15 protein-coding genes are annotated in these 19,418 nt (G+C 72.0%); 6 read left to right on the forward strand and 9 right to left on the reverse strand.

Going from position 1 to position 19,418, the window contains the following annotated elements:
• Positions 1 to 22: 22 nt before the first annotated feature.
• The 4 genes from EHO50_RS29550 to EHO50_RS29565 form a co-directional block, all read right to left on the reverse strand.
• The gene (locus tag EHO50_RS29550) at positions 23 to 2,116 is read right to left on the reverse strand and encodes a catalase (protein WP_128434258.1); all 2,094 of its coding nucleotides are present in this window, start codon (positions 2,114 to 2,116) and stop codon (positions 23 to 25) included.
• A complete protein-coding gene (locus tag EHO50_RS29555) occupies positions 2,116 to 2,667 on the reverse strand; it encodes a type 1 glutamine amidotransferase domain-containing protein (RefSeq protein ID WP_128434259.1) in 552 nt (183 codons plus the stop codon). Before EHO50_RS29555 ends, EHO50_RS29550 begins: the two co-directional genes overlap by 1 nt.
• Before the next feature lie 291 nt (positions 2,668 to 2,958).
• Complete coding sequence (locus EHO50_RS29560) at positions 2,959 to 3,378, reverse strand: CBS domain-containing protein (protein ID WP_128434260.1); 420 nt, start codon at positions 3,376 to 3,378, stop codon at positions 2,959 to 2,961.
• An 87-nt stretch (positions 3,379 to 3,465) separates the two neighbouring features.
• The gene (locus EHO50_RS29565) at positions 3,466 to 3,870 is read right to left on the reverse strand and encodes a DUF2795 domain-containing protein (RefSeq protein WP_128434261.1); all 405 of its coding nucleotides are present in this window, start codon (positions 3,868 to 3,870) and stop codon (positions 3,466 to 3,468) included.
• 127 nt (positions 3,871 to 3,997) lie between these two features.
• Here EHO50_RS29565 and EHO50_RS44190 point away from each other — a divergent pair, with 127 nt between their 5' ends.
• The gene (locus tag EHO50_RS44190) at positions 3,998 to 4,138 is read left to right on the forward strand and encodes a hypothetical protein (protein WP_164904975.1); all 141 of its coding nucleotides are present in this window, start codon (positions 3,998 to 4,000) and stop codon (positions 4,136 to 4,138) included.
• A 20-nt stretch (positions 4,139 to 4,158) separates the two neighbouring features.
• Here EHO50_RS44190 and EHO50_RS29570 read toward each other — a convergent pair whose 3' ends face one another.
• The 4 genes from EHO50_RS29570 to EHO50_RS29585 form a co-directional block, all read right to left on the reverse strand.
• A complete protein-coding gene (locus EHO50_RS29570) occupies positions 4,159 to 7,596 on the reverse strand; it encodes a toll/interleukin-1 receptor domain-containing protein (RefSeq protein WP_128434262.1) in 3,438 nt (1,145 codons plus the stop codon).
• Positions 7,593 to 8,699: an AAA family ATPase gene (locus tag EHO50_RS29575; protein WP_220096475.1), complete on the reverse strand. Its 1,107-nt coding sequence runs from the start codon at positions 8,697 to 8,699 to the stop codon at positions 7,593 to 7,595. Before EHO50_RS29575 ends, EHO50_RS29570 begins: the two co-directional genes overlap by 4 nt.
• A gap of 2 nt (positions 8,700 to 8,701) precedes the next feature.
• Positions 8,702 to 10,507 carry a VMAP-C domain-containing protein gene (locus EHO50_RS29580; RefSeq protein WP_128434263.1) on the reverse strand — a complete coding sequence of 602 codons (1,806 nt, stop codon included), beginning with the start codon at positions 10,505 to 10,507 and terminating at the stop codon, positions 8,702 to 8,704.
• Positions 10,508 to 10,593: 86 nt separating this feature from the next.
• Positions 10,594 to 12,396, reverse strand: a complete 1,803-nt coding sequence (locus EHO50_RS29585) for a thiamine pyrophosphate-requiring protein (protein WP_128434264.1) — start codon at positions 12,394 to 12,396, stop codon at positions 10,594 to 10,596.
• 248 nt (positions 12,397 to 12,644) lie between these two features.
• Between EHO50_RS29585 and EHO50_RS29590 the strand changes: the two genes are divergently transcribed.
• Entirely contained in the window at positions 12,645 to 13,436 is a 792-nt protein-coding gene (locus tag EHO50_RS29590; protein WP_128434265.1) for an RNA polymerase sigma factor SigF, read from the forward strand.
• Positions 13,437 to 13,496: 60 nt separating this feature from the next.
• Here EHO50_RS29590 and EHO50_RS29595 read toward each other — a convergent pair whose 3' ends face one another.
• On the reverse strand, positions 13,497 to 14,633 hold the full coding sequence (locus EHO50_RS29595) for a GAF domain-containing protein (RefSeq protein WP_128434266.1): 1,137 nt from the start codon (positions 14,631 to 14,633) through the stop codon (positions 13,497 to 13,499).
• Positions 14,634 to 14,785: 152 nt separating this feature from the next.
• Between EHO50_RS29595 and EHO50_RS29600 the strand changes: the two genes are divergently transcribed.
• The 4 genes from EHO50_RS29600 to EHO50_RS29620 all read left to right on the forward strand — a co-directional run bounded on the left by EHO50_RS29600 (position 14,786) and on the right by EHO50_RS29620 (position 19,358).
• Positions 14,786 to 15,502, forward strand: a complete 717-nt coding sequence (locus EHO50_RS29600) for an ANTAR domain-containing response regulator (protein ID WP_128434267.1) — start codon at positions 14,786 to 14,788, stop codon at positions 15,500 to 15,502.
• A gap of 271 nt (positions 15,503 to 15,773) precedes the next feature.
• Complete coding sequence (locus EHO50_RS44560; RefSeq protein ID WP_181449724.1) at positions 15,774 to 16,748, forward strand: hypothetical protein; 975 nt, start codon at positions 15,774 to 15,776, stop codon at positions 16,746 to 16,748.
• 253 nt (positions 16,749 to 17,001) lie between these two features.
• Positions 17,002 to 18,249, forward strand: coding sequence for an aminotransferase class I/II-fold pyridoxal phosphate-dependent enzyme (locus EHO50_RS29615; RefSeq protein WP_128434268.1), 1,248 nt, complete (start codon positions 17,002 to 17,004; stop codon positions 18,247 to 18,249).
• Positions 18,246 to 19,358, forward strand: coding sequence for an MBL fold metallo-hydrolase (locus EHO50_RS29620; protein ID WP_128434269.1), 1,113 nt, complete (start codon positions 18,246 to 18,248; stop codon positions 19,356 to 19,358). Before EHO50_RS29615 ends, EHO50_RS29620 begins: the two co-directional genes overlap by 4 nt.
• Positions 19,359 to 19,418: the final 60 nt, after the last annotated feature.

Raw genomic sequence — 19,418 nt, forward strand, 5'->3', positions numbered from 1 at the left:
CCCAGCCTCGTCGTTCGCCTGCTCAGCAGTGCACCGGCGATCGGCCCCAGTGCCGGTGGGCCGACAGCGCCGAGGTGAAGGCGCGGAGGAAGTCCTCGCTCGCCGGGCCCGGGGACGTGTCCGTCACCACGCCCTGGTCGGTCACCGTGTGGTGGAACTCGGCGGACAGGCGCAGACCCTCCGGCTTCAGGGAGGAGAGGACCCCCACGCCCGAGCCGAGCGCGCCGACCGGCTTGCCGTGCCGGTAGGCGTCCCGTACGAAGCGCATCGCGTCCTGGTCGGCGGCCGTGGCCGGGGTGCCGACGGGGCCGCCGGGCAGCAGTACGGCGTCGTACAGCACGGAGGCGACGGTCGGCAGCGCGCGGTCCACCGCAAGCCGGTCACCGTTGGCACCAGCGACCGTGCCGTCCGTCGGTGCCAGTACCTCGACGACGGCGCCCTCGGCCGTGAGTGCCTCACGCGCCGACGCGACCTGGGCGGTGTCGACGCCGTCGGCGACGAGTACCGCGACCTGCCGGGTGCGGATCGAGCCGTCGCCGCGCAGCGACTCCAGGCTCAGCGCGGGGGAGGACAGCTTGTCCGCGGCCTCGGTCCCGGACGGTTCGGGCACCCCGATGCCGCGTGCCACCTCGACCGCCAACTCGCCGTTCACCTGGGCGAGATGCTCGACCGTACGGGCCCGCACCGCCTTCGCCCCGACCTTGCCGAGCTCGAACCGGAACGCGGCGACGATGTGCTGCTTCTCCCAGTCCGCCATGCTGTTCCAGAACATCGCCGGCTGGCTGTAGTGATCCTGGAAACTCGGGCTGCGGCGGCGGATCTTGGCACCGTCGACACGTTCCGCGTAGTGCGTGTACGCGTGCCCGTCGACACCGGCGTGCGCGGGGCAGCCGCCGCCGAGGGAGTTCGGGAAGTAGTTCGTGCCCCGGTGGATGGCGCTCTGGTGGTGGCCGTCGCGCTGGTTGGTGCGGACAGGCGCCACCGGGCGGTTCACCGGCAGCTGCGCGAAGTTGGGACCACCCAGCCGGGTCAACTGCGTGTCCAGGTAGGAGAAGTTGCGGGCCTGGAGCAGCGGGTCGTTGGTGAAGTCGATACCGGGGACGACGTTCGCCGTGTGGAACGCGACCTGTTCGGTCTCCGCGAAGAAATTCTCCGGGTTGCGGTTCAGCACCATCCGGCCGATCGGCCGCACCGGCACCTGCTCCTCCGGGATGACCTTCGTGGCGTCGAGCAGATCGAAGTCGAACGCGAACTCGTCCTCCTCCGGCACGAGTTGGACACCCAGTTCCCACTCCGGGTACTCGCCCGCCTCGATCGCGTCCCACAGATCACGCCGGTTGAAGTCCGGGTCACGGCCCTGGCACTCCTGCGCCTCGTCCCACACCAGCGAGTGCACGCCGAGCTTCGGCTTCCAGTGGAACTTGACGAAGGTGCCCTTCCCGTCGGCGTTCACGAACCGGAAGGTGTGCACGCCGAAGCCCTGCATCATGCGGTAGCTGCGCGGGATCGCCCGGTCCGACATCAGCCACATGATCGCGTGCAGCGTCTCCGGCTGAAGCGACACGAAGTCCCACAGGGTGTCGTGCGCGGAGGCGCCGGTCGGGATGTCGTTGTGCGGCTCCGGCTTCACCGCGTGCACGAAGTCGGGGAACTTGATGCCGTCCTGGATGAAGAAGACCGGGAAGTTGTTGCCGACCAGGTCGTAATTCCCCTCCGACGTATAGAACTTGGTCGCGAAGCCGCGCACGTCCCGCACGGTGTCCGCCGACCCCTTCGGCCCCTGCACGGTGGAGAACCGCACGAAGACCGGGGTCTGCACGGACGGATCCTGGAGGAAGGCCGCGCGTGTGAACTCCTCGCAGCTCTCGTACGGTTCGAAGTAGCCGTACGCTCCCGCGCCCCGCGCATGCACCACCCGTTCCGGGATCCGCTCGTGGTCGAAGTGGGTGAGCTTCTCCCGGAAGTGGAAGTCCTCCATCAGCGTCGGCCCGCGCTCGCCGGCGGCCAGGGAGTCGTCGGTGTGGTCGACCTCCACACCCTGGTCGGTGGTGAGCGGCCCGACGGTCGGGTCGTCGGCCCGGAAGGTCTCCCTCTGCTCCTGCTTGCGGTCTCCCATCAGGCTGCCTCCTCGGACTCCTTGGCGAACACGTCGAGGAACGTCTCGCAGAACGCCTTCAGGTCGTCCGGCCTACGGCTGGTGACCAGCTTGTTGGGGCCGTGGTCGCAGATGCGCACCTGCTCGTCGACCCAGGTGCCGCCCGCGTTGCGGATGTCGGTCTGCAGACTCGGCCAGGAGGTCAGCACCCGGCCGCGTACGACGTCCGCCTCCACCAGCGTCCACGCCGCGTGGCAGATCGAGGCGACCGGCCGGCCCTGCTCGAAGAAGTCCCGCACGAACGCGACGGCCTTGCGGTTCATCCGCAGATAGTCCGGGTTGGCGACCCCGCCCGGCAGTACGAGCCCGCCGAAGGAGTCGGCCGACGTCTCGCCGACGACCTCCTGCACGGGGAACTTGTCCGCCTTGTCGAGATGGTGGAACGCCTGGATCGTGCCCGGCTTCGTCGACACGAGTACCGGCTCGTGCCCCGCGTCCACCGCCGCCTGCCACGGATCGGTCAGCTCGACCTGCTCGACGCCCTCGGGTGCGGTCAGAAATGCGATACGCATGATGTCTCAACGTCCTTCCGTGCCTGTGAGTGGGCCTGAGCGGGCCCGAGTGGGCCCAAGTGGGCCTTGGGGCCGACCGGGCGCTCTCGCTCCGTCGAGCGGCCGCAGACATACGGAGCCGCGGTCCTGCGGCCGTACTGCCCTGCTGCAGGACCGCACGGCCGCAGGAGCACCGGGCGACGCCGTGCCGCAGCGCAACGGGGACCGCAAGGGCCTCAGCGGCCCGGCCTCGGCCCCGTCTCACGGGCCTCACCAGTCACTGGTCACTCGGCACACGTCACTCGGCACACGTCAGTCGTCCGGAGTGGCCCGGCTGATCTCGGCCAGTGCGGATTCGGGGTCCTGGGTCTCGGCCAGGTCGCCGAGGCTGACCACGCCGACCGGCAGGCCGTTCTCCACGACCGGCAGCCGCCGTACCGCGTGCTCGCGCATCAGGGAGACCGCGACGGACACGCGCTCGCCCGGGTCGATCACCACCGGGTCCCGGGTGCAGACCGACTCGGCGCTCACCGTCAGCGGATCGGCGCCGTCCGCGACCGCCCGCACCGTGATGTCACGGTCGGTGAGCACACCCACGACCTGCTGTCCGTCGGCCACCACCACATCGCCGATGTCCTGCGCGCGCATCAGCTGCGCGGCCTCGACGAGCGAGGCGTCCGGACGGACCGCGACCACCCCCGGAGTCATGACTTCCCTCACGAAATCAGCCATCACTGGGTCCTCCTGCGTTCCCCGGCCGGTATGGGCGCCGCGGCCGCCTCGACGTGACCCCGCCCGCAGTACCCACCGGCCGGGCCGCTATGCGTTCCTGCGCCGCGTGGACCGCTCGGCCCCGGTCAGCGCCTCGGCCAGTTCCTGCACGTTGGCGTAGCGCGACGAGCGCGGCAGCTGCTCCAACGACTCGACCAGGGCGTCGGGCGCGTACCCGCGGCGCAGCGCGACGATCAGCTCCCGTGGGGTCGCCGGGAAGGAGGTACGGCCCAGAATCCGGGCCAGCTCCAGCCGGACCGTCGCCAGGGACGCCGCCGACGGCCCAGGCCACCCCACCGGCCCGTGCGCGACCTGCGGATCGTCCTCGGCGGACGGCTCCGGGTCGTGCCACTCCTCGGTCCGCGTGGGGTGCCCGGACCGCAGCAGCCCTTGCAGTTCGTGCTTCATCTCGTCGTCACGGTGAACGCTCAGCCGGTCACTGCCTCGCTGCATGACTCCCTCCAGATCTTCGGCGGTGCGCACCGCGTACCCGCGCTCCGGGGGCCGACACAGGGTTTGCACCCCGGAAAGAGGGAGACCCGGCTCTCACCCCCCGCACGTTCTGGGGAAGGACCAGGCCATGGCGCTGCTAGCTGTGCTGCTTCCGCTTCTCATGCTCGGCGTGGTGCTGGCGCTGGGGCGGTACGAGGAGTTGCTGTTGCCGAAGGAACAGGACGAGCAGGCGGCGGAGAGGGCGAAGCGGGCGGCGCTGGGGCACTGAGCGCCGGGCGGCCACCGCTCTCAGGAGTTGATCAGGCGCGCCGTGCGGAGAGTGTCGGGGTGGTTCGCGCCGAGGGCGCGCAGCTGGTGGGAGTACACGACGGCCAGGAGACTCCGGGCTGCGGGGGTGTCGCCGTTCTCGGCGCGGGCCTGAGCCAGATAGGTGCCGGCCCACAGGGTGTGCTGGTGGTCCGCGCCAAGCGCCTGGCTCCATGCCAGGTACAGCTGCTGCAACCGGCCCAGGGCGGTTCCTGTGTCACCGTGGTCGGACAGGCGCCGGCAGGCATCCAGGGCAGCGAGGCGCGCACCGGCAGAGGCGAGGTCGGTGGGCTCGATGGCCAGGAGATGGGGCAGTACACCGGCCCAGCGGGGCCAGGCGGCGGGATCCGAGGCACTGCCGGGGGCCGCGGCTTCCAGCAGCTGGCTCGCGTAATGGGCGGCTCGGCCGCGCTCCCCGGCTGTGAGTCCCTCGCGCAAGGCGACGATGGTCGAAGGCCGCAGTTGCAGGTGGTCGGACGAGAACTCGGCCAGGTCGAATTCGGACAGTGCCGACAGCACACGAGTCCTGGTCAGCCGGTCGGTCAGCAGGCGTGCGCCGGGAGGTGCGAAGGGCGGCTTCGCCAGCGTGTTGATCGGGAAGGGCTCAGGCGCCAACAGCACGCAGGCGTTCAGCAGATCGGCGGCCTCGGGGTCCGTCCTGCGCAGGCGGGCCGCATTCCGCTGGATCCTCGTGAACGGCTGCTGCTCCGACGACGGCTCGCTCGGCGATCTGGCTTCCAAGGCCTCGACGGCTTGGACCAAGGCCTGCGGCAGGTCGTCGGCGGACTGCGCGAGCCGGCCGGCCTCGGCCGGCGGTAGGTAGGGCGCGTGGTTCCGCAAGAAGGTCAGCGACTCGTCGCGGGTGAGCCCGGGGACGTCGAGTCGCTGGGTCGTGCGGGGCCACCGCTGGCTGCGGGACGTGATCAGCACATGTCCGTTTCCGGTCGGCAAGAGGTCGGCCAGATCGGCGTAGCTCTCGGCACCGTCGAAGACGATCAGCCAGGGCCCCGTACCTCGCAGACGCGACCGCAAGGCCCGACCCACGAACTCGCGCGGGCTTGCGAAATCGACGGGGCCGCTCAGGTCGTCGTCGAGGGGGAAGGCCAGCGTGGCGAGCTGGTGGGTGATCGACACGGCACCCTGCGCGTCCACCCACCACGCCAGCTCGTACTGCAACCGGTAGCGATGGGCGTACTGGACGGCCAGCTCGCTCTTGCCCACCCCACCGGGGCCGACCAGCGCCACGGGCCGACCGTCCGCCAGCAGGGTGTGGATGTCACCCAGCAGCACTTCCCGGCCCACGAACCGAGGATTCACCTCGGGCAGGTTCGACACGGGGGGCCACTCGTCGGGCGGCGAGGGGCGCGCGGACGCCACCGCGTCCAACAGCACCTGGCGGGCCTTCGCCTTGGCCAGCCCGAACAGGGCCGGTGCCTCGAACAACGCCTGCGCCACATAGGGCCGCAGCAGCGGAGACGGCCCGACGGCCCCGACCCGTATCGGAATCAGCCTTCCCCTGCTTCGGTTCATCAGCGCCTGCCATCCGTGCGCCGACCACCCGTCGGGGCCGAAGTAGTCGGTCGAGAACAGGGCCACCGTCACGCCGCGTGCCAGGTATCCGTTCATGCGCTGCATCAGGTCGTCCCCGGCGTTCAAACGCCAGACGGCCGGCTCCACCCGGTACCCCGCCTCCTCCAGCTGCCGGGTCACCCACTGGGCCCACTCCCGATCCGCCTCGGCATGACTGACGAAGATCCGCCCGCCCGCGGCGGGCTCCGCGCCCAGCTGTGTCACCCCGGCCTCGGACGGGGTGGCGAAGGCTTCGCCCGCATACGGAACCGTCGCCCGCTCCGGCGGCTCCCCGGTCAACGCCGCGGCGAAGTCGCGCGGTTGCCCGTAGCGGGATTCCAGGCGCTCCGAGACGCGCTCGCGGACCAGGGCGCGGACCTCGCTGACGTCGTCGCTGTACTGGGCGTTGAGGAGAGCCTCCCGAACCTCGGGCAGGAACTCGAAGCAGGGTTCCGCCGGTTCCGCGACGTCGGCCGTGCGGTGCAGCAGCCCGCCCAGGAACACCTCGGCCAGTTCGCTGCGGCCGGGGCCGCCCAGCATGGCCTGCTGCACGAGCCGGGCCACGGGCAGGGTGACGGTGGAGAGCGCGGAGAGATAGCCCGCCAGCTGCCAGGAGGTAGGGGACGACGACGACCGGAACCGGTGGATCAGCTCCTCCGTCGCCGGTGGTGGTGCGTTCTGCGCCTGGGCGACACGGTCGCCGCGGCCCGGCGTCGGGCACTGCGTCAGCAGCATGGCAGCCGTCCACGTCCAGCGGCCGCTGCCCGCGGTCATATCGGCCCACGCCCGCAATGACCGTGGCCTGAAGTCGACGACCGGTACCGGCAGACCGAGCCGTCGGCGGGGGGCCGTGCGGTCGGGGAGTACGACGCCCCAGCGGGCGTTGGGGGCGCCGGGCTGGGGGATGTGCAGGGAGGCCGGCGTCGGTGTGGCGCCCCCGCGGTTCCACAGCGGGGCGGGGAGCAGGTGGGCCACGGCGACCTGGGAGCGGTGGGCCCAGTCGAGGAGGAGGCGCTCGGCCGCGCCGGTGTGCCAGACGGAGCCGACGGTGTCGCTGACGACCACGATCAGCTGGTGCCCCGTCGGCTCCACGATCTCCAGATGGTGCCGTGGCGGCCGGCCCACCGAGGGATGAGGACGCAGTTCGACCGCGGAGCCGTCCTCGGTGCCGGACAGGTTCCAGCGACGGATGTCGCGGAACGCCCCCAGGCGGGCCAGACCCTGTTCGAGCTCGCGGACCTCGCTCCGCCACAGCGTCATCGACGGACCGGTGTCGACGACCAGTGTGACGGTGAGCCAGCGGCTGGGCTCGGGCCGCAGCACCGGCACCATGATGTTCTCGTCGACGAGCCGGGCGACGGTGGCCTCTTCGTCGAGTTCGAACGCCGTGGCCGAAGGCACCTTGCGGGTGAGGGGTTTGAGCGCCCGGGCCAGCTCGAGGGAGTGGGGCAGCGCCGCCTCAGCGGGCACGCGGACGGGGGCGGCCAGCGATTCGGCCGGACCGGCCGGACGCGCGCTGCGCACGTGCAGGGCTGCTCGGGGCAGCGCGGGCGGCGATAAGTCAGGAGGTACGAGGTCCTCGGCCGGGGGTCCCGGTGCGTCGTCCGCCGGGGGCGTCGGCGGCTCGGCTGCGGGCGGGGTGGCCGGACGGTCGGGGTCCGGGGCGGCGGGCGGGGTGTCGCCGTCGCTGTCACCGCCGCCGGGGTCGGAGGCGGCGCTGTCCGTCCTCTCGTACGGCCGCGGCTCACCGGGCAGGACGTACTGGGCCAGCCACAGGACGTCCGCGAGTTCATCGGCGCCGGCCTCGTCGACGCCGCCTTCCCGCAGGAGATCCAGCAGGCAGCTGATCACGTGGCATCCGGCCCGCTGAGCGGCTGCAGGGTTGCCTGGACCAGGTGCTCGACATCCTCCGGAGCGGTCCACGCGCCGGCCAGGCGCAGTTGCACCGCGTTGAGCAGCTGGTCCGTGCCCAGCTCACCTCGTTCGCGCCGCTTCAGGAACGAACTGATCAGGCCTTCCCGACCGACGGCCGCGGCCGCAGCCTCCGCGCCGATGCGCTGCTCGATGATGCGCCGGAGTTTGTCCTCGCTGGGCCGCCCGATGGTGAGCCTGATGCACCGCCGCAGGAACGCCGGAGGGAACTCCCGTTCGCCATTGCTCGTCAGAACCACCACCGGAAAGGCCTGACACTGCACCCGGCCCGCGCGGATCCGCGCCCGGGACCCCGGATCGTCGGTGCCCACGGTCACGACCGGCTGGTGCTCGGCCAGCCGGGCCAGTTCCGGGATCTCGTACCGCCCCTCGTCCAGGACGGTGAGCAGGTCGCCCGGCAGGTCGATGTCGCACTTGTCGATCTCGTCGACGAGCAGCACACGTGGCTGTTCGGAAGGCAGGAACGCCGTACCCAGCGGGCCGAGTTGGAGATAACGGCCGATACCGTCACCGGACTGCTCCAGCGGAGCGCCGGCCGTCGTGGCGGGCGAGTCGGCGTGCAGCCGCTGGAGGTTGGCGTCCTCCAGGCGGCGCAACGCGTCATAGCGGTACAGGCCGTCGCGGAGCGTGGCGCGAGAGGTGATCGGCCAGCGCAGCACCGGTCCGAGCCCGAGATCCTGCGCGATGCTGTACGCCAGCGTCGACTTGCCCACGCCGGGTACGCCCGTGACGAGGAGTGGACGCCGTAGATGAAGGGCGGTGTTGACGAGATCGATCTCGGTGTCTTCGGCGATGTAGCCCGCCCCGCGCCGACGTTCCGCCGCGTGCCGCTCGTCGTCGAGCGACGGGACGCGGTACTCCGGGTCGACCTCGCCGTCGAACGTGCGCCAGGGCGGGCGGAGCCGGGCCAGCCGGTCGAGGCGTTCGCCGGGTGACTCGGCCGGCGTTCCCTTGTAGATCCACCAGTCCTTCACGGCACCTCCGGTCGGTCCCGGCGGCCTGCCGGGCTGATCACTGGTCATGGTCAGGCGATGAGGTTCGCGTCGCTCAGCGGCTGCGGGGTCATCGAGTGGTCGGGGTCGTCCCACAACAGGACCACACTCGACCGCTCCCGAGCGGGACGCTTGCGGTCTCTGCGCAACTTCCAGACGAGCAAGGGGAGTTGCGAGGCGTCACCGATCTCCAGCAGGCCCCGGAGGGGAGGCACCGAGGGATCGTTGCGATGCTCCTCACGCTGCCAGACAACCACCGGCATGGCGGCGTCCAGGGCGGCCGCCACACCGTGCTGGGCCTGCTTCATCGACACCGCGACGCCGACGGGATGGTCCGTCTCGGACCACTCGCCGACGAGGTCGTCCAGGCAGTCGGCGTGCTCGTCCTCGACCCACACCATGGCGCGTTCGTCCCCGCCGCCCTGCCGGGTCAGCCACCTCCACCGGCCGGCCCAACGCCCGGCCAGATCGACGCCCCGGCGCTGGTCCAGGCAGCGGACCACGACCTCGTACATCTTGCCGAGCACACGCTCCTCCCGCCGCAGGCGCACCAGCCACTGATCGAACGCCTCCTCCAGCAGCCTGTCCGAGACGGCGAACTCGATCCGCTGCAAGCGCGGCGCGGCGGCGCGGCCCCCGATGCCGAACGCCTCGGCCAGATCCCGCATGCAGTTCTCGAGGAGCAGGCGTACACCCTCCAGGTCCGCCGTGAGCGAGGCCGAGGAGGGCGGCGGTTGCAGACGCCGGGGGCGTCTGCCGTCCATGGTGCGCAGCCAGACCTCCGCGTAGAACACGTCCGGCCGCTGCGCGTGTTCGACGAGCCGCACGGTCAGCGTGGCCTCGGTGCGTTCGATCCGCGGCGTCGGCGGCGGGGGCAGGCTGTGGTGGCTCACGAAGTGGTCGGCCCACGCATGCAGCCGCCGGGCGCGCAGCCGGTCGGCGGGACTCTCTCCGGCGGCGTAGCCCACCGCCAGCGCATGCGCGAAGGTGACCGGCTTCGGCAGCGTGCCCGGCACATGGCGGCGCCGGCCGAGGTCCCACGCCCAGTCGTACAGGTCGCCGTCCGGCAGGTGGAACGGGGCGGCGGCCTGGCTCGTGCTTCCCGCCGCTCCGAAGGACCACTGGTAGGCCTGCTCGGCCCAGCCTTCGGGGGCCACTCCGCCGAGCAGGTGGGCCAGCTGCCGCCAGTCGGTCTCGTCCAGGCCGCCCGACTCCGTCGCCGCCCCGCCGACCGGGGGCGCGTCCGGCTCCGTCGTGTCGCTCGATCCACTCGCGTCGTCGAGCACCAGCGGCGGCCGGGGAGCGTACACCGGGATCGGCCCGATCTCCGGCTCGATCCGGTACGGCTGCTTCCACATGTACCGGACGAGCTCCTCGATACCCGCCGCGTCGAGCGTGGCCACATCGAAGCGGCTCATCCTCGGCGCGCCGAAGAACCCCGGCAGTTCGTGCGCGCTCCGCCCCGGCAGGACGACCAACAGCACCTTCTCGAACCACGTCTTGTGGTTCTCGTAGATCCAGGTGCGCAGCAACCGGGCTTCCCAGGCGACCCCGAGCCCCGCACCGTCCTGCTCCTCGTGCTCGGCGCGGAGCTTGTACTTGGGGGAGGCGATGACCAGCGTGTAATCGGCCTCGGCACACTGCTGTTCCATCCAGTGCGCCCAGTCCTGAGGTCTGGCGCCCGCGTACATGTCGAGCTGCGCGTCCACCCCGCCCTTCTTGCGCAGCAGTTCGTACAGCGTCTCGACCTGTTCGATGTGGGCGTCGTCGTCATGGGCGTACGAGATGAACACCCGCGGCCTACGCTGTTCCGCCGCCGCGTCCGCCCCGTGCCCCATCCCCCGAGCCCCCTTCCACGCAGGTGCTCAGGGTAGACGGTCGAGGCAGGTGGACGCGCCGGTCCGCCGTGTCGCCCGCAGGTACTTCAGCGGTGCTTCTTCTCCCGCCCCGGCAAGAACTCCTGCACCTTCGCCTTGAACCCCTGCCGGACCATCGACCCCCGGTCGGCGTCCCCCTTCAGGATCGACTCCGCCGTCGCCTCCATCTGCTCCCACGTGGCATGCGGCGGGATCGGCGGTACGGCGGGGTCGGTGAGGAACTCGATCACCGCGGGGCCGTCCGCCTCCAGGCCCGCGCGCCAGCCCGCCTCGACGTCCTCGGGCTTCTCCACGCGGATGCCGGTCAGGCCGAGGGAGCGGGCGAAGGCGGCGTACTGGACGTCCGGGAGTTCCTGGGAGGGAAGGAAGGACGGGGCGCCCTCCATGGCGCGCATCTCCCAGGTGACCTGATTGAGGTCGTGGTTGTTCCAGATGCCGACGACCAGGCGCGGGTCCTCCCACAGGTCCTTGTACTTCGCCGCCGTGATCAGCTCCGCCATGCCGTTCATCTGCATGGCGCCGTCCCCGACCAACGCGATCGCCGGCCGGTCCGGGTGCGCGAACTTGGCGCCGATCGCGTACGGCACCCCGCAGCCCATCGTCGCCAGCGTCCCCGACAGCGACGAGCGCATGCCGACGCGCATCGTCAGGTGGCGGGCGTACCAGTTGGCCGCCGACCCCGAGTCGGAGCTGATGATGGCGTTGCCGGGGAGGAGCGGGTCCAGGGCGCGAGCGACGTACTCCGGGTTGATCGGGTGGGCCGACAGGTTCGCCCGTCGTTCCATGACCTCGTGCCAGGTCGTCACGTTGTCGCACACCGTGTCGTACCACTCGCGGCCGCGCTCGGCGGAGTCGATCAGTGGGATCAGCCGCTCCAGCGTCGCCCTCGCATCGCCGACGAGATTCACCTCGTACGGATAGCGCATCCCGACCATGTGCGGGTCGATGTCGATCTGCACGCCCCGTGCCTTGTCGAAGTCCGGCAGGAACTGCGTGTACGGGAAGGAGGACCCGATGGTCAGCAGGGTGTCGCAGTCCCGCATCAGTTCGTACGAGGGGCGGGTGCCCAGCAGGCCTATCGAGCCGGTGACGTACGGCAGTTCGTCGCTCAGGGCGTCCTTGCCGAGCAGCGCCTTGGCCACGCCGGCGCCGAGCAGTTCGGCGATCTGCTCCACCTCGGCCCGTGCGCCGGACGCGCCCTGGCCGATCAGGATCGCCACCTTGTCACCGGTGTTGAGGATGTCGGCCGCCCGGCGGATCGAGTCGTCCGAGGGGACCGCCGTCCAACTGCTGCGGTCCAGGCTGGAGGGCACCATCTTGAACTCGTGCGTCGGCGGCGAGTAGTCGAGCTCCTGCACGTCGCCGGGGATGATGATCGCCGTGGGGGCGCGGCGCGCGTACGCGGTGCGGATCGCCCGGTCCAGGACGTTCGGCAGCTGTTCGGGAACCGTCACCGTCTCCACGAAGTCCGAGGCCACGTCCTTGAACAGCGTGTGCAGGTCCACCTCCTGCTGGTACGAGCCGCCCATCGCGGTGCGGTGCGTCTGGCCGACGATCGCGAGAACGGGGACGTGGTCGAGCTTGGCGTCGTACAGGCCGTTCAGGAGGTGGATCGCGCCGGGGCCGGACGTCGCCGCGCACACTCCGACACGGCCGCTGAACTTCGCGTAACCGACCGCCTGGAACGCGGACATCTCCTCGTGCCGGGACTGGATGAAACGGGGCTGGTTCTCGGCCCGGCCCCAGGCGGCGAGCAGACCGTTGATGCCGTCGCCGGGATAGCCGAAGACGTGCTCCACACCCCACTCGCGAAGGCGCTGCAGGACATGGTCGGCGACCTTGGTGCTCATGCGGGACCTCCTGGATCCGGTGGGGGACTGCGCGGCTCCGCTCCGAGTGACCCTGCGGGACGGTGGAAAACCTGCCCGGGGGTTTGCGGCCCGGGGGCGGGGGCAGGCGAAGAAACAGTGCTTCGGACAGGAGGCACGTCCGTGGGAGCGGGGATCCCCCGCCACGGGTGTGTCCGGCTTCGGTGCGCGCCCGCACTCCCATGGTGACCGTCCAAGCCAGAGCACAACCAAGGGAGTTGCGACGCACGATGCCCACTTCAGTGAGCGCGAAGCACCACCCGCACGACGACGCCCCCGACACCGCGGAGGACTTCCGCACACTCGCCGCGCTGCCCGACGGCCAGCAGCGCGACACCCTCCGCGACAAGATCGTCGAGGCGTGGCTGCCCATGGCCGACCGGCTCGCCGGGCGGTTCCGCAGCCGCGGCGAGAGCTTCGACGACCTGCGGCAGGTCGCCGCCCTCGGGCTGGTCAAGGCCGTCGACCGGTACGACCCCGAGCGCGGCAACGCCTTCGAGAGCTACGCCGTGCCGACCATCACCGGCGAGATCAAGCGGCACTTCCGCGACCACATGTGGACGCTGCATGTGCCGCGCCGGGTGCAGGACCTGCGTAACCGTGTGCGCTTCGCCGTCCAGGACCTGCAGACCGTCTCCGGTCGCCGGCCGACGGTCGCCGAGATCGCCGCGCACGCGGACATGAGCGAGGCCGACGTCAAGGTCGGACTGGAGGCACTGGAGAGTTTCACCGCCCTGTCGCTGGACGCGGAGCTGCCCGGCAGCGAGGACGGGTATTCGCTGAGCGACGCGCTGGGCTCCGCCGATCCCGCGCTGGACACTGTCGTCGATCGTGAGGCGGTCGCGCCTCGGCTGGCGGCGCTGCCCGAGCGTGAGCGGGCGATTTTGTACATGCGGTTCTTCGGGGACATGACGCAGAGCCGGATCGCCGAGCAGCTCGGGATCTCGCAGATGCATGTGTCCCGGCTCATCAGCCGGTGCTGCAGCCGGGTGCGGGAACAGGTGCTCAACGACGTGGCGTAGGCCTGCCGGGTAGCGCCGTGGGGCGTGGGGCGTCCGGCAGATCGACTCGGCCCACGCCCTTCAGGGCGTTCCTGCGGCCGCCAGTGCCATGTGACGGGACATCGTGTCCATCGCCTTGGCCTCTGCCATGGAGAACGCCGGCCGGGCTCCGCATCTGAACAGCGTCAGGACGCCTTGTACGGTGCCGTCGACCGTCAGAGGTACGCACAGCAGTGACGTGACGTCTGCCTGTACGAGGACGGGGGCGCCCTCGGCGTTGTGGCCGAAGGCCGCCGGGTCCGGGGGACGGACCTGGAGGGACGGAGAAGCGGTGCGCGCCGTCTGTACGACGAGGGGGCACGCCGTGGGGGCCTGGGCCGCCAGAGTCTTCGCCTCCTTCTCCGACGGGGCCAGCACCGTCGTACGGGAGAGCTCGGCCGTGCCCGTGTCGGCGATCACCCAGTCCGCGAAGCGGCCGTGCAGGACCTGGGCCGCCCGCTGGAGGACCGCCTCACGGTCGCCGCGTGGTGCGGTCAGCAGGGTCGCGGTCATCTCGTCCAGGAGGTCCATCAGGGCCGCGTGCCGGGTGGTCTCGCCGAGGTCGGGAACCTGGGCCGTGGGGCTCTCGCTCGCACCCGGGGCCCCGGCCTTGCTGAGGTCGCCGGGCTGCAGCACCACCAGCACGGTGGTGTGCGGCTCCCCACTCGGGCGTACGGCGGCCAGGGTCGCGTGGACCGGTGTGGACGGGCGCTGCTGGAGGCGCACGGTGAGGCTGCGGTCGCCCTCGCCGCGCGCCACCGCCGCGGCCTGGGAACGGAAGGCCGCCCGGTCGGCGTGGGCGAGGAAACCGGTCAGGGGCCGGCCGGTCGCATAGCCCGCCCGGACGCCGGTGAAGGATGTCGCCGCGAAGTTCAGCCGGCGCACCACCGCCTCCCGGTCCACCAGCGCCACCGGCAGCGGAAACCGCTGGAACACCGCCCGCAGCAGATGGTGCTCCTGACGGTCGGCGGACGCCGTACGGGGCAGTGCGCCCGAGGAGCCCGAGGACAGCCGCTCGTACCAGGGCCACAACTGGTCGGCGACATGGTCGAGTTCGAAGATGGCCGCGTCCAGGACCGTCGGCAGGTCCCCTCCCGACAGGGACCGCGCCGCTTTGAGTTCCGCGACACGGCGCACGAAATCCGCGAGCTCTTCACCGAATTCGTCCGTCTGCGCCATGAGGACGAACCTAGCTGGCCGTGATGCGTTCCGGGGCGCCGGGTGGCGAACTGCTTCTCCCTGGTCCCCTCTCCCTTCTGCCTGCTCCCTGCCGCTTTCCCTGTTTTCCCCGCGCGGGACCGGGAAGGCGCACGGAAGAGGAGGAGTTGAGGATGCCCGCTCACGAACAGGTGGGTCACTGGGGTGACGAGTCCGCCGAAGCCGCTCTGCCGGGACGCAGGTTGTCCGAGTTGGTCGAACAGGCCGTGCGCTGTACCGCCGACTGCTGCGGAGCGAGCAGCATGGTGGCCGAGCCGGGCGCCGAGCGGCCCGCCGCCGTCACCCATCCCGACCTCGCCGGGCTCGTCGCCGTGCAGCTGCGGTCCGGGGACGGGCCCATTCCGGCCGCCCTGGAACGAGGCAGGCCCGTCGACTCGGCCGACCTGCTGCGTGAGGAGCGCTGGCCGGAGTACCGCGCCATGGCGCTCGACTCGGGCGTGCGCTCCAGCGTCACGCTCCCGTTCCGCCGATCCGGTCTGACGGTCACGCTCAGTCTCTACAGCTTCCGGCCCGGCGCCCTCGAGGACGCCCCGCACGGGCCCGTGCACGCCTTGGGCGAACTCGCCGCGAGCTGCCTGGTCCGCGACCGCTCCTACCGCGCCGCGCTCACCGAGCTCGACCACCTGGGCACCGCCCTGCGCTCCCGGCCCGTAGTCGACCAGGCCTGCGGCATCGTCATGCACGTCCTCGGCTGCGACGCCGACGCCGCCTTCGGTGTACTGCGCCGCATCTCGCAGGGCACCAACCGCAAGCTGTCGGACGTCGCGGCCGGCGTCGTCAGCAGGCGGGGGCGGGGGTTGGAGCGGGATCTGGCGGCGCTGATGAACTGAGGGGGTGGGTGGGGCAGCGGATTCGGCGGGATGAGCCGGTTCGGAAATCCAACTCGCCGCGGGCGGAGTCGGTTCGGGAGTCCAACTCGCCGGGCGGGGTCGGTTCGGAAATCCAACTTGCTTGCGGCGGCCCCTCCGCGTCACCCACTCGGCCGTCCCCCGTCCCGCGAATGGTGCCCGGCCGCGCGCGCCCCGACGCCGGGCGGGCTGTCATGGCTGCGGGGGCACGAATGCCGTACCCCCGCAGTCGTCGGCCGAAGGAGTTCACCCCATGCGCCGCACCGCCCGCGCCCTGTCCGTCGCCGCTCTGGCCGGTGCCGTCGTCGGCAGTGCCGCCCCGGCCGCCTTCGCGGACCCGGCCGCGGAGGTCAGCCCCGGCACCGTCTCGCCGGGCGGCAGCGTCACCGTCTCGGTCTCCTGCGACCCCCTCGGCGGGGCCGCGCCGGCCACCCTCGAAGCGACCTCGCAGGCGTTCGAGGAGGGCACGGTCCAGCTGAAGCAGGTCTCCGGCAAGGACGAGAAGGAGGCCGGGGCCGCCTACAGCGGCACCGCTCGCGTCCCCCCGGCCGAGAACCTCGAGGGCGATCCGGACGCGGTCGGAGCGGAGTCTGCCTGGACGGTCGACGGCACGTGCCCGGCTGCATCCGGAGGGGAGGGCAAGCCGTGGAGCGCGACGTTCACGGTGGCCGGCGACAGCGGCGGCGACAGTGGCGGCGGCAAGGGCGGCGCGGAAGGGGTCGGGGGTGGCACCGACGGCGGCACGGGCGACACCGAAGGCGGCAAAGACGGCGCTGAGAGTGGCGGGAACGACGCCGGGAGCGGCGGGAACGGCGCCGATGGCGGTAATGGCGGCGCCGACGGAGGTGGGGGCGGGGCTGACGGAGGTGGGGGCGGGGCTGACGCCGGGGCCGAGGGCGCGGGTGGCACCGATGGCGGCTGGGGCAGCAGCGAGGGCAGCAGCCGTCCCTGCAGCGAGCAGCACTTGGACAAGGCCGCCCCCTACCTGGACACGTCCGAACCCGACGACGAACCCGACGCGCACGAAACCGGGCGCCGCTCAGACACCAGCGGGCAGCACTCGGAAGACTGCGGCAGCGAGTCGAACCATCGCGGCGTACAGGCCGGCGCGGGCGGTGCCTTCACCGACTCCGTCCCCGCCCTGGTCGCCGGAGGCGTCCTGATCGCGGGCGCGTTCGGCGGTGCGGTGTACCGGCTGCGCCGCAAGACGCCCACCGCGCAGGAGTGACCCGTAAGGCACGGCCACCGCGTCCGGCCGACCGTGCCGACACCCACGACGACCGACGCTGTGACGGGCGCAACCTCAGCGGGCGCCCATGGGGTTGCGCCACGATGGGTACGCAGAGCGGAAGGGTACGCAACGCACCGGGCGCACCCCTCACCCGTACGAACCTCGGAGCACGCCCCACGGAACACCGACCCTCACGGAGCACCGGACCACGACGAACCACCACGGCACCAGGCACAGCGCGGAGGCACGGATGCGCCGGACGGACCCCGAAGACCACGGCCCCGTCCGTTTCGGGCCGCCGCTCCCCGACGACGGGCTGCCCGTGCTACCCGAGCTGGCCGCAGTGCTCGCCGCGGCCGCGGGGCGGGCCGAGAGCGAGCCGGTCGGTGGCGGTGCCGCGCTCCTGGAGGCCGCGTGCGGCTACTGGGACCGGCGTGGCCTGCCGACCGAGCCCGCCCGGGCGGTGGCCGCTCCCGGGGCGCCCGCGCTGCTGCTCGCGCTGACCGCCGCACTGGGCGGCGACGTCCTGGTGCCGCGGCCCTGCGCCGCCTGGTGGGCGCCGTACGCACGCCTGTTGGGCAGACCCGTCTTCCATGTGGCGACACCGGCCGAGTGCGGCGGTGTCCCGGATCCGTACGCCCTTCTGGAGACCGTCCGCCGAGTCCGCGCGGAGGGTGGTGACCCGCGGCTGCTCGTGCTGTCCGTCGCCGACGACCCCACCGCCACGGTGGCCCCGCCCGAAGTGCTGCACGAGACCCTGGAGGCCGCCACCGACGAGGGGCTGCACATCGTCAGCGACGAGACCTGGCGCGACACCGTGCACGCCCCGCACGACACCGTGCTGCTCAGCCCCGCCGAGATGCTGCCCGAACAGGTCACCGTCGTCACCGACCTGTCCGGCGCCCACCTCCCGCAGGGCTGGCCGGCCGCGGTCGCCCGGTTCCCCGTGGGCGAGGTCGGCAACAGCCTCCACGCGCGCGTGCTCGACGTGCTCACCGCGCTCGGCGCCCGCGTCGCCGGCCCGGTCGCCCTCGCGGCCGGGTATGCGCTGGCCGAGCCCGAGCCGGTCACCGCGCGGGTCACCGCCGCCGTCCGACTGCACGCGCGCGTGGCCGGCGCCGTGCACGCGGCCGCCGTAGGGGCCGGCGCCCTCGCACGGCCCCCGCAGGCCGGGCGGCACCTGTACCTCGACCTCGGCCCGCTGCGCGCCGGGCTGTCCGCGCACGACGTGGGGGACGCGCAGGACCTGGAGGACTTCCTCGCCGCCCGGCTCGGCATGCCGGCGCCGGGCGGGCACCGCTTCGGCGACGACCTCGGCGCGCTGCGCGTACGGCTGTCCACCGGACCGCTGCTGTCCGGCAGCGACGAGGAACGCGCGGAATGCATCACTTCACCCTCGCCGTTGGAACTGCCACACGTGCAACGGGCGTTGATCCACATGAAGTCGGTCTTCGACGATCTCCGCGACGAAGCTCAGCGATGGGAGCCTCCTCGATGACGCAGCAGTCCGAGTCAGCCACGTCGACCACGCCGCGTACGACCACCACGCGTACGACCACCACGAGCGCGCCCACCACGCGTACGACCCCCCGGGAAGCCGGCGCTCCGGCCGGCCCGTCGCCCTTCGCGCCCCCGTCGCCGCCGCTCGCCGCACCCCGTCCGCTGGGCGAACGCCGGGTGTGGCCGCGGACCTTCCACGACCGTCTCACCGCCCCGCTGCCCGGCATCAAGACCCTCGCCCGCTTCGCCCGCGAAGGCGCCGTACGCCCCGGCCGCGAGGGCCTCGCCGACATCCCGCGGCTGCCCTTCGAACCGGCCCCGCTGCCCCGCGTGGACGCGCGCACCGTCGCCGTCTCCTGGGCGGGGCACGCCAGTTGGGTCGTCAGGATCGGCGGACTGACCGTCCTCACCGACCCCGTCTGGTCACGCCGCATCCTCGGCACCCCGGCCCGCATCACCCCCGTCGGCGTCGCCTGGAGCGCCCTGCCGCGCGTCGACGCCGTCGTCATCAGCCACAACCACTACGACCACCTGGACGCCCCCACATTGCGCCGACTCCCGCGCGACACCCCCGTGTTCGTACCGGCCGGCCTCGCGGGCTGGTTCAGGCGCCGCCGGTTCACGCAGGTCACCGAGCTCGACTGGTGGGAGGCGGCCGAACTGTCCGGCGTCCGCTTCGACTTCGTGCCCGCCCACCACTGGTCCAAGCGCACCCTCGCCGACACCTGCCGCAGCCTGTGGGGCGGTTGGGTGCTCACCGCCCCCGACGGACAGCGCGTGTACTTCGCCGGCGACACGGGCTACGGCCACTGGTTCACCCACATCGGCGAGCGCTACCCCGGCATCGACCTCGCCCTGCTCCCCATCGGCGCCTACGACCCCCGCTGGTGGCTCAGCGACGTCCACTGCGACCCGGAGGAGGCGGTCCGCGCCGCCCAGGACCTCGGCGCGCGCAGGATGGCGCCGATGCACTGGGCCACGTTCGTGCTGTCGGCTGAGCCGGTCCTGGAACCGCTCACACGCGTGCGTGCGGCGTGGGAGAAGGCGGGACTGGACCGGGGGGACCTGTGGGACCTGCCGGTAGGGGGATCGCGCGTACTGAACTAGCGAACGGTCAGGGTGCCGACCCAGGGGCGCGGGTCCGTATCGATATGCGGCTCCGCCGCG

The sequence above is a fragment of the Streptomyces cyaneus genome (assembly GCF_004028635.1).
Classification (GTDB): domain Bacteria; phylum Actinomycetota; class Actinomycetes; order Streptomycetales; family Streptomycetaceae; genus Streptomyces; species Streptomyces cyaneus.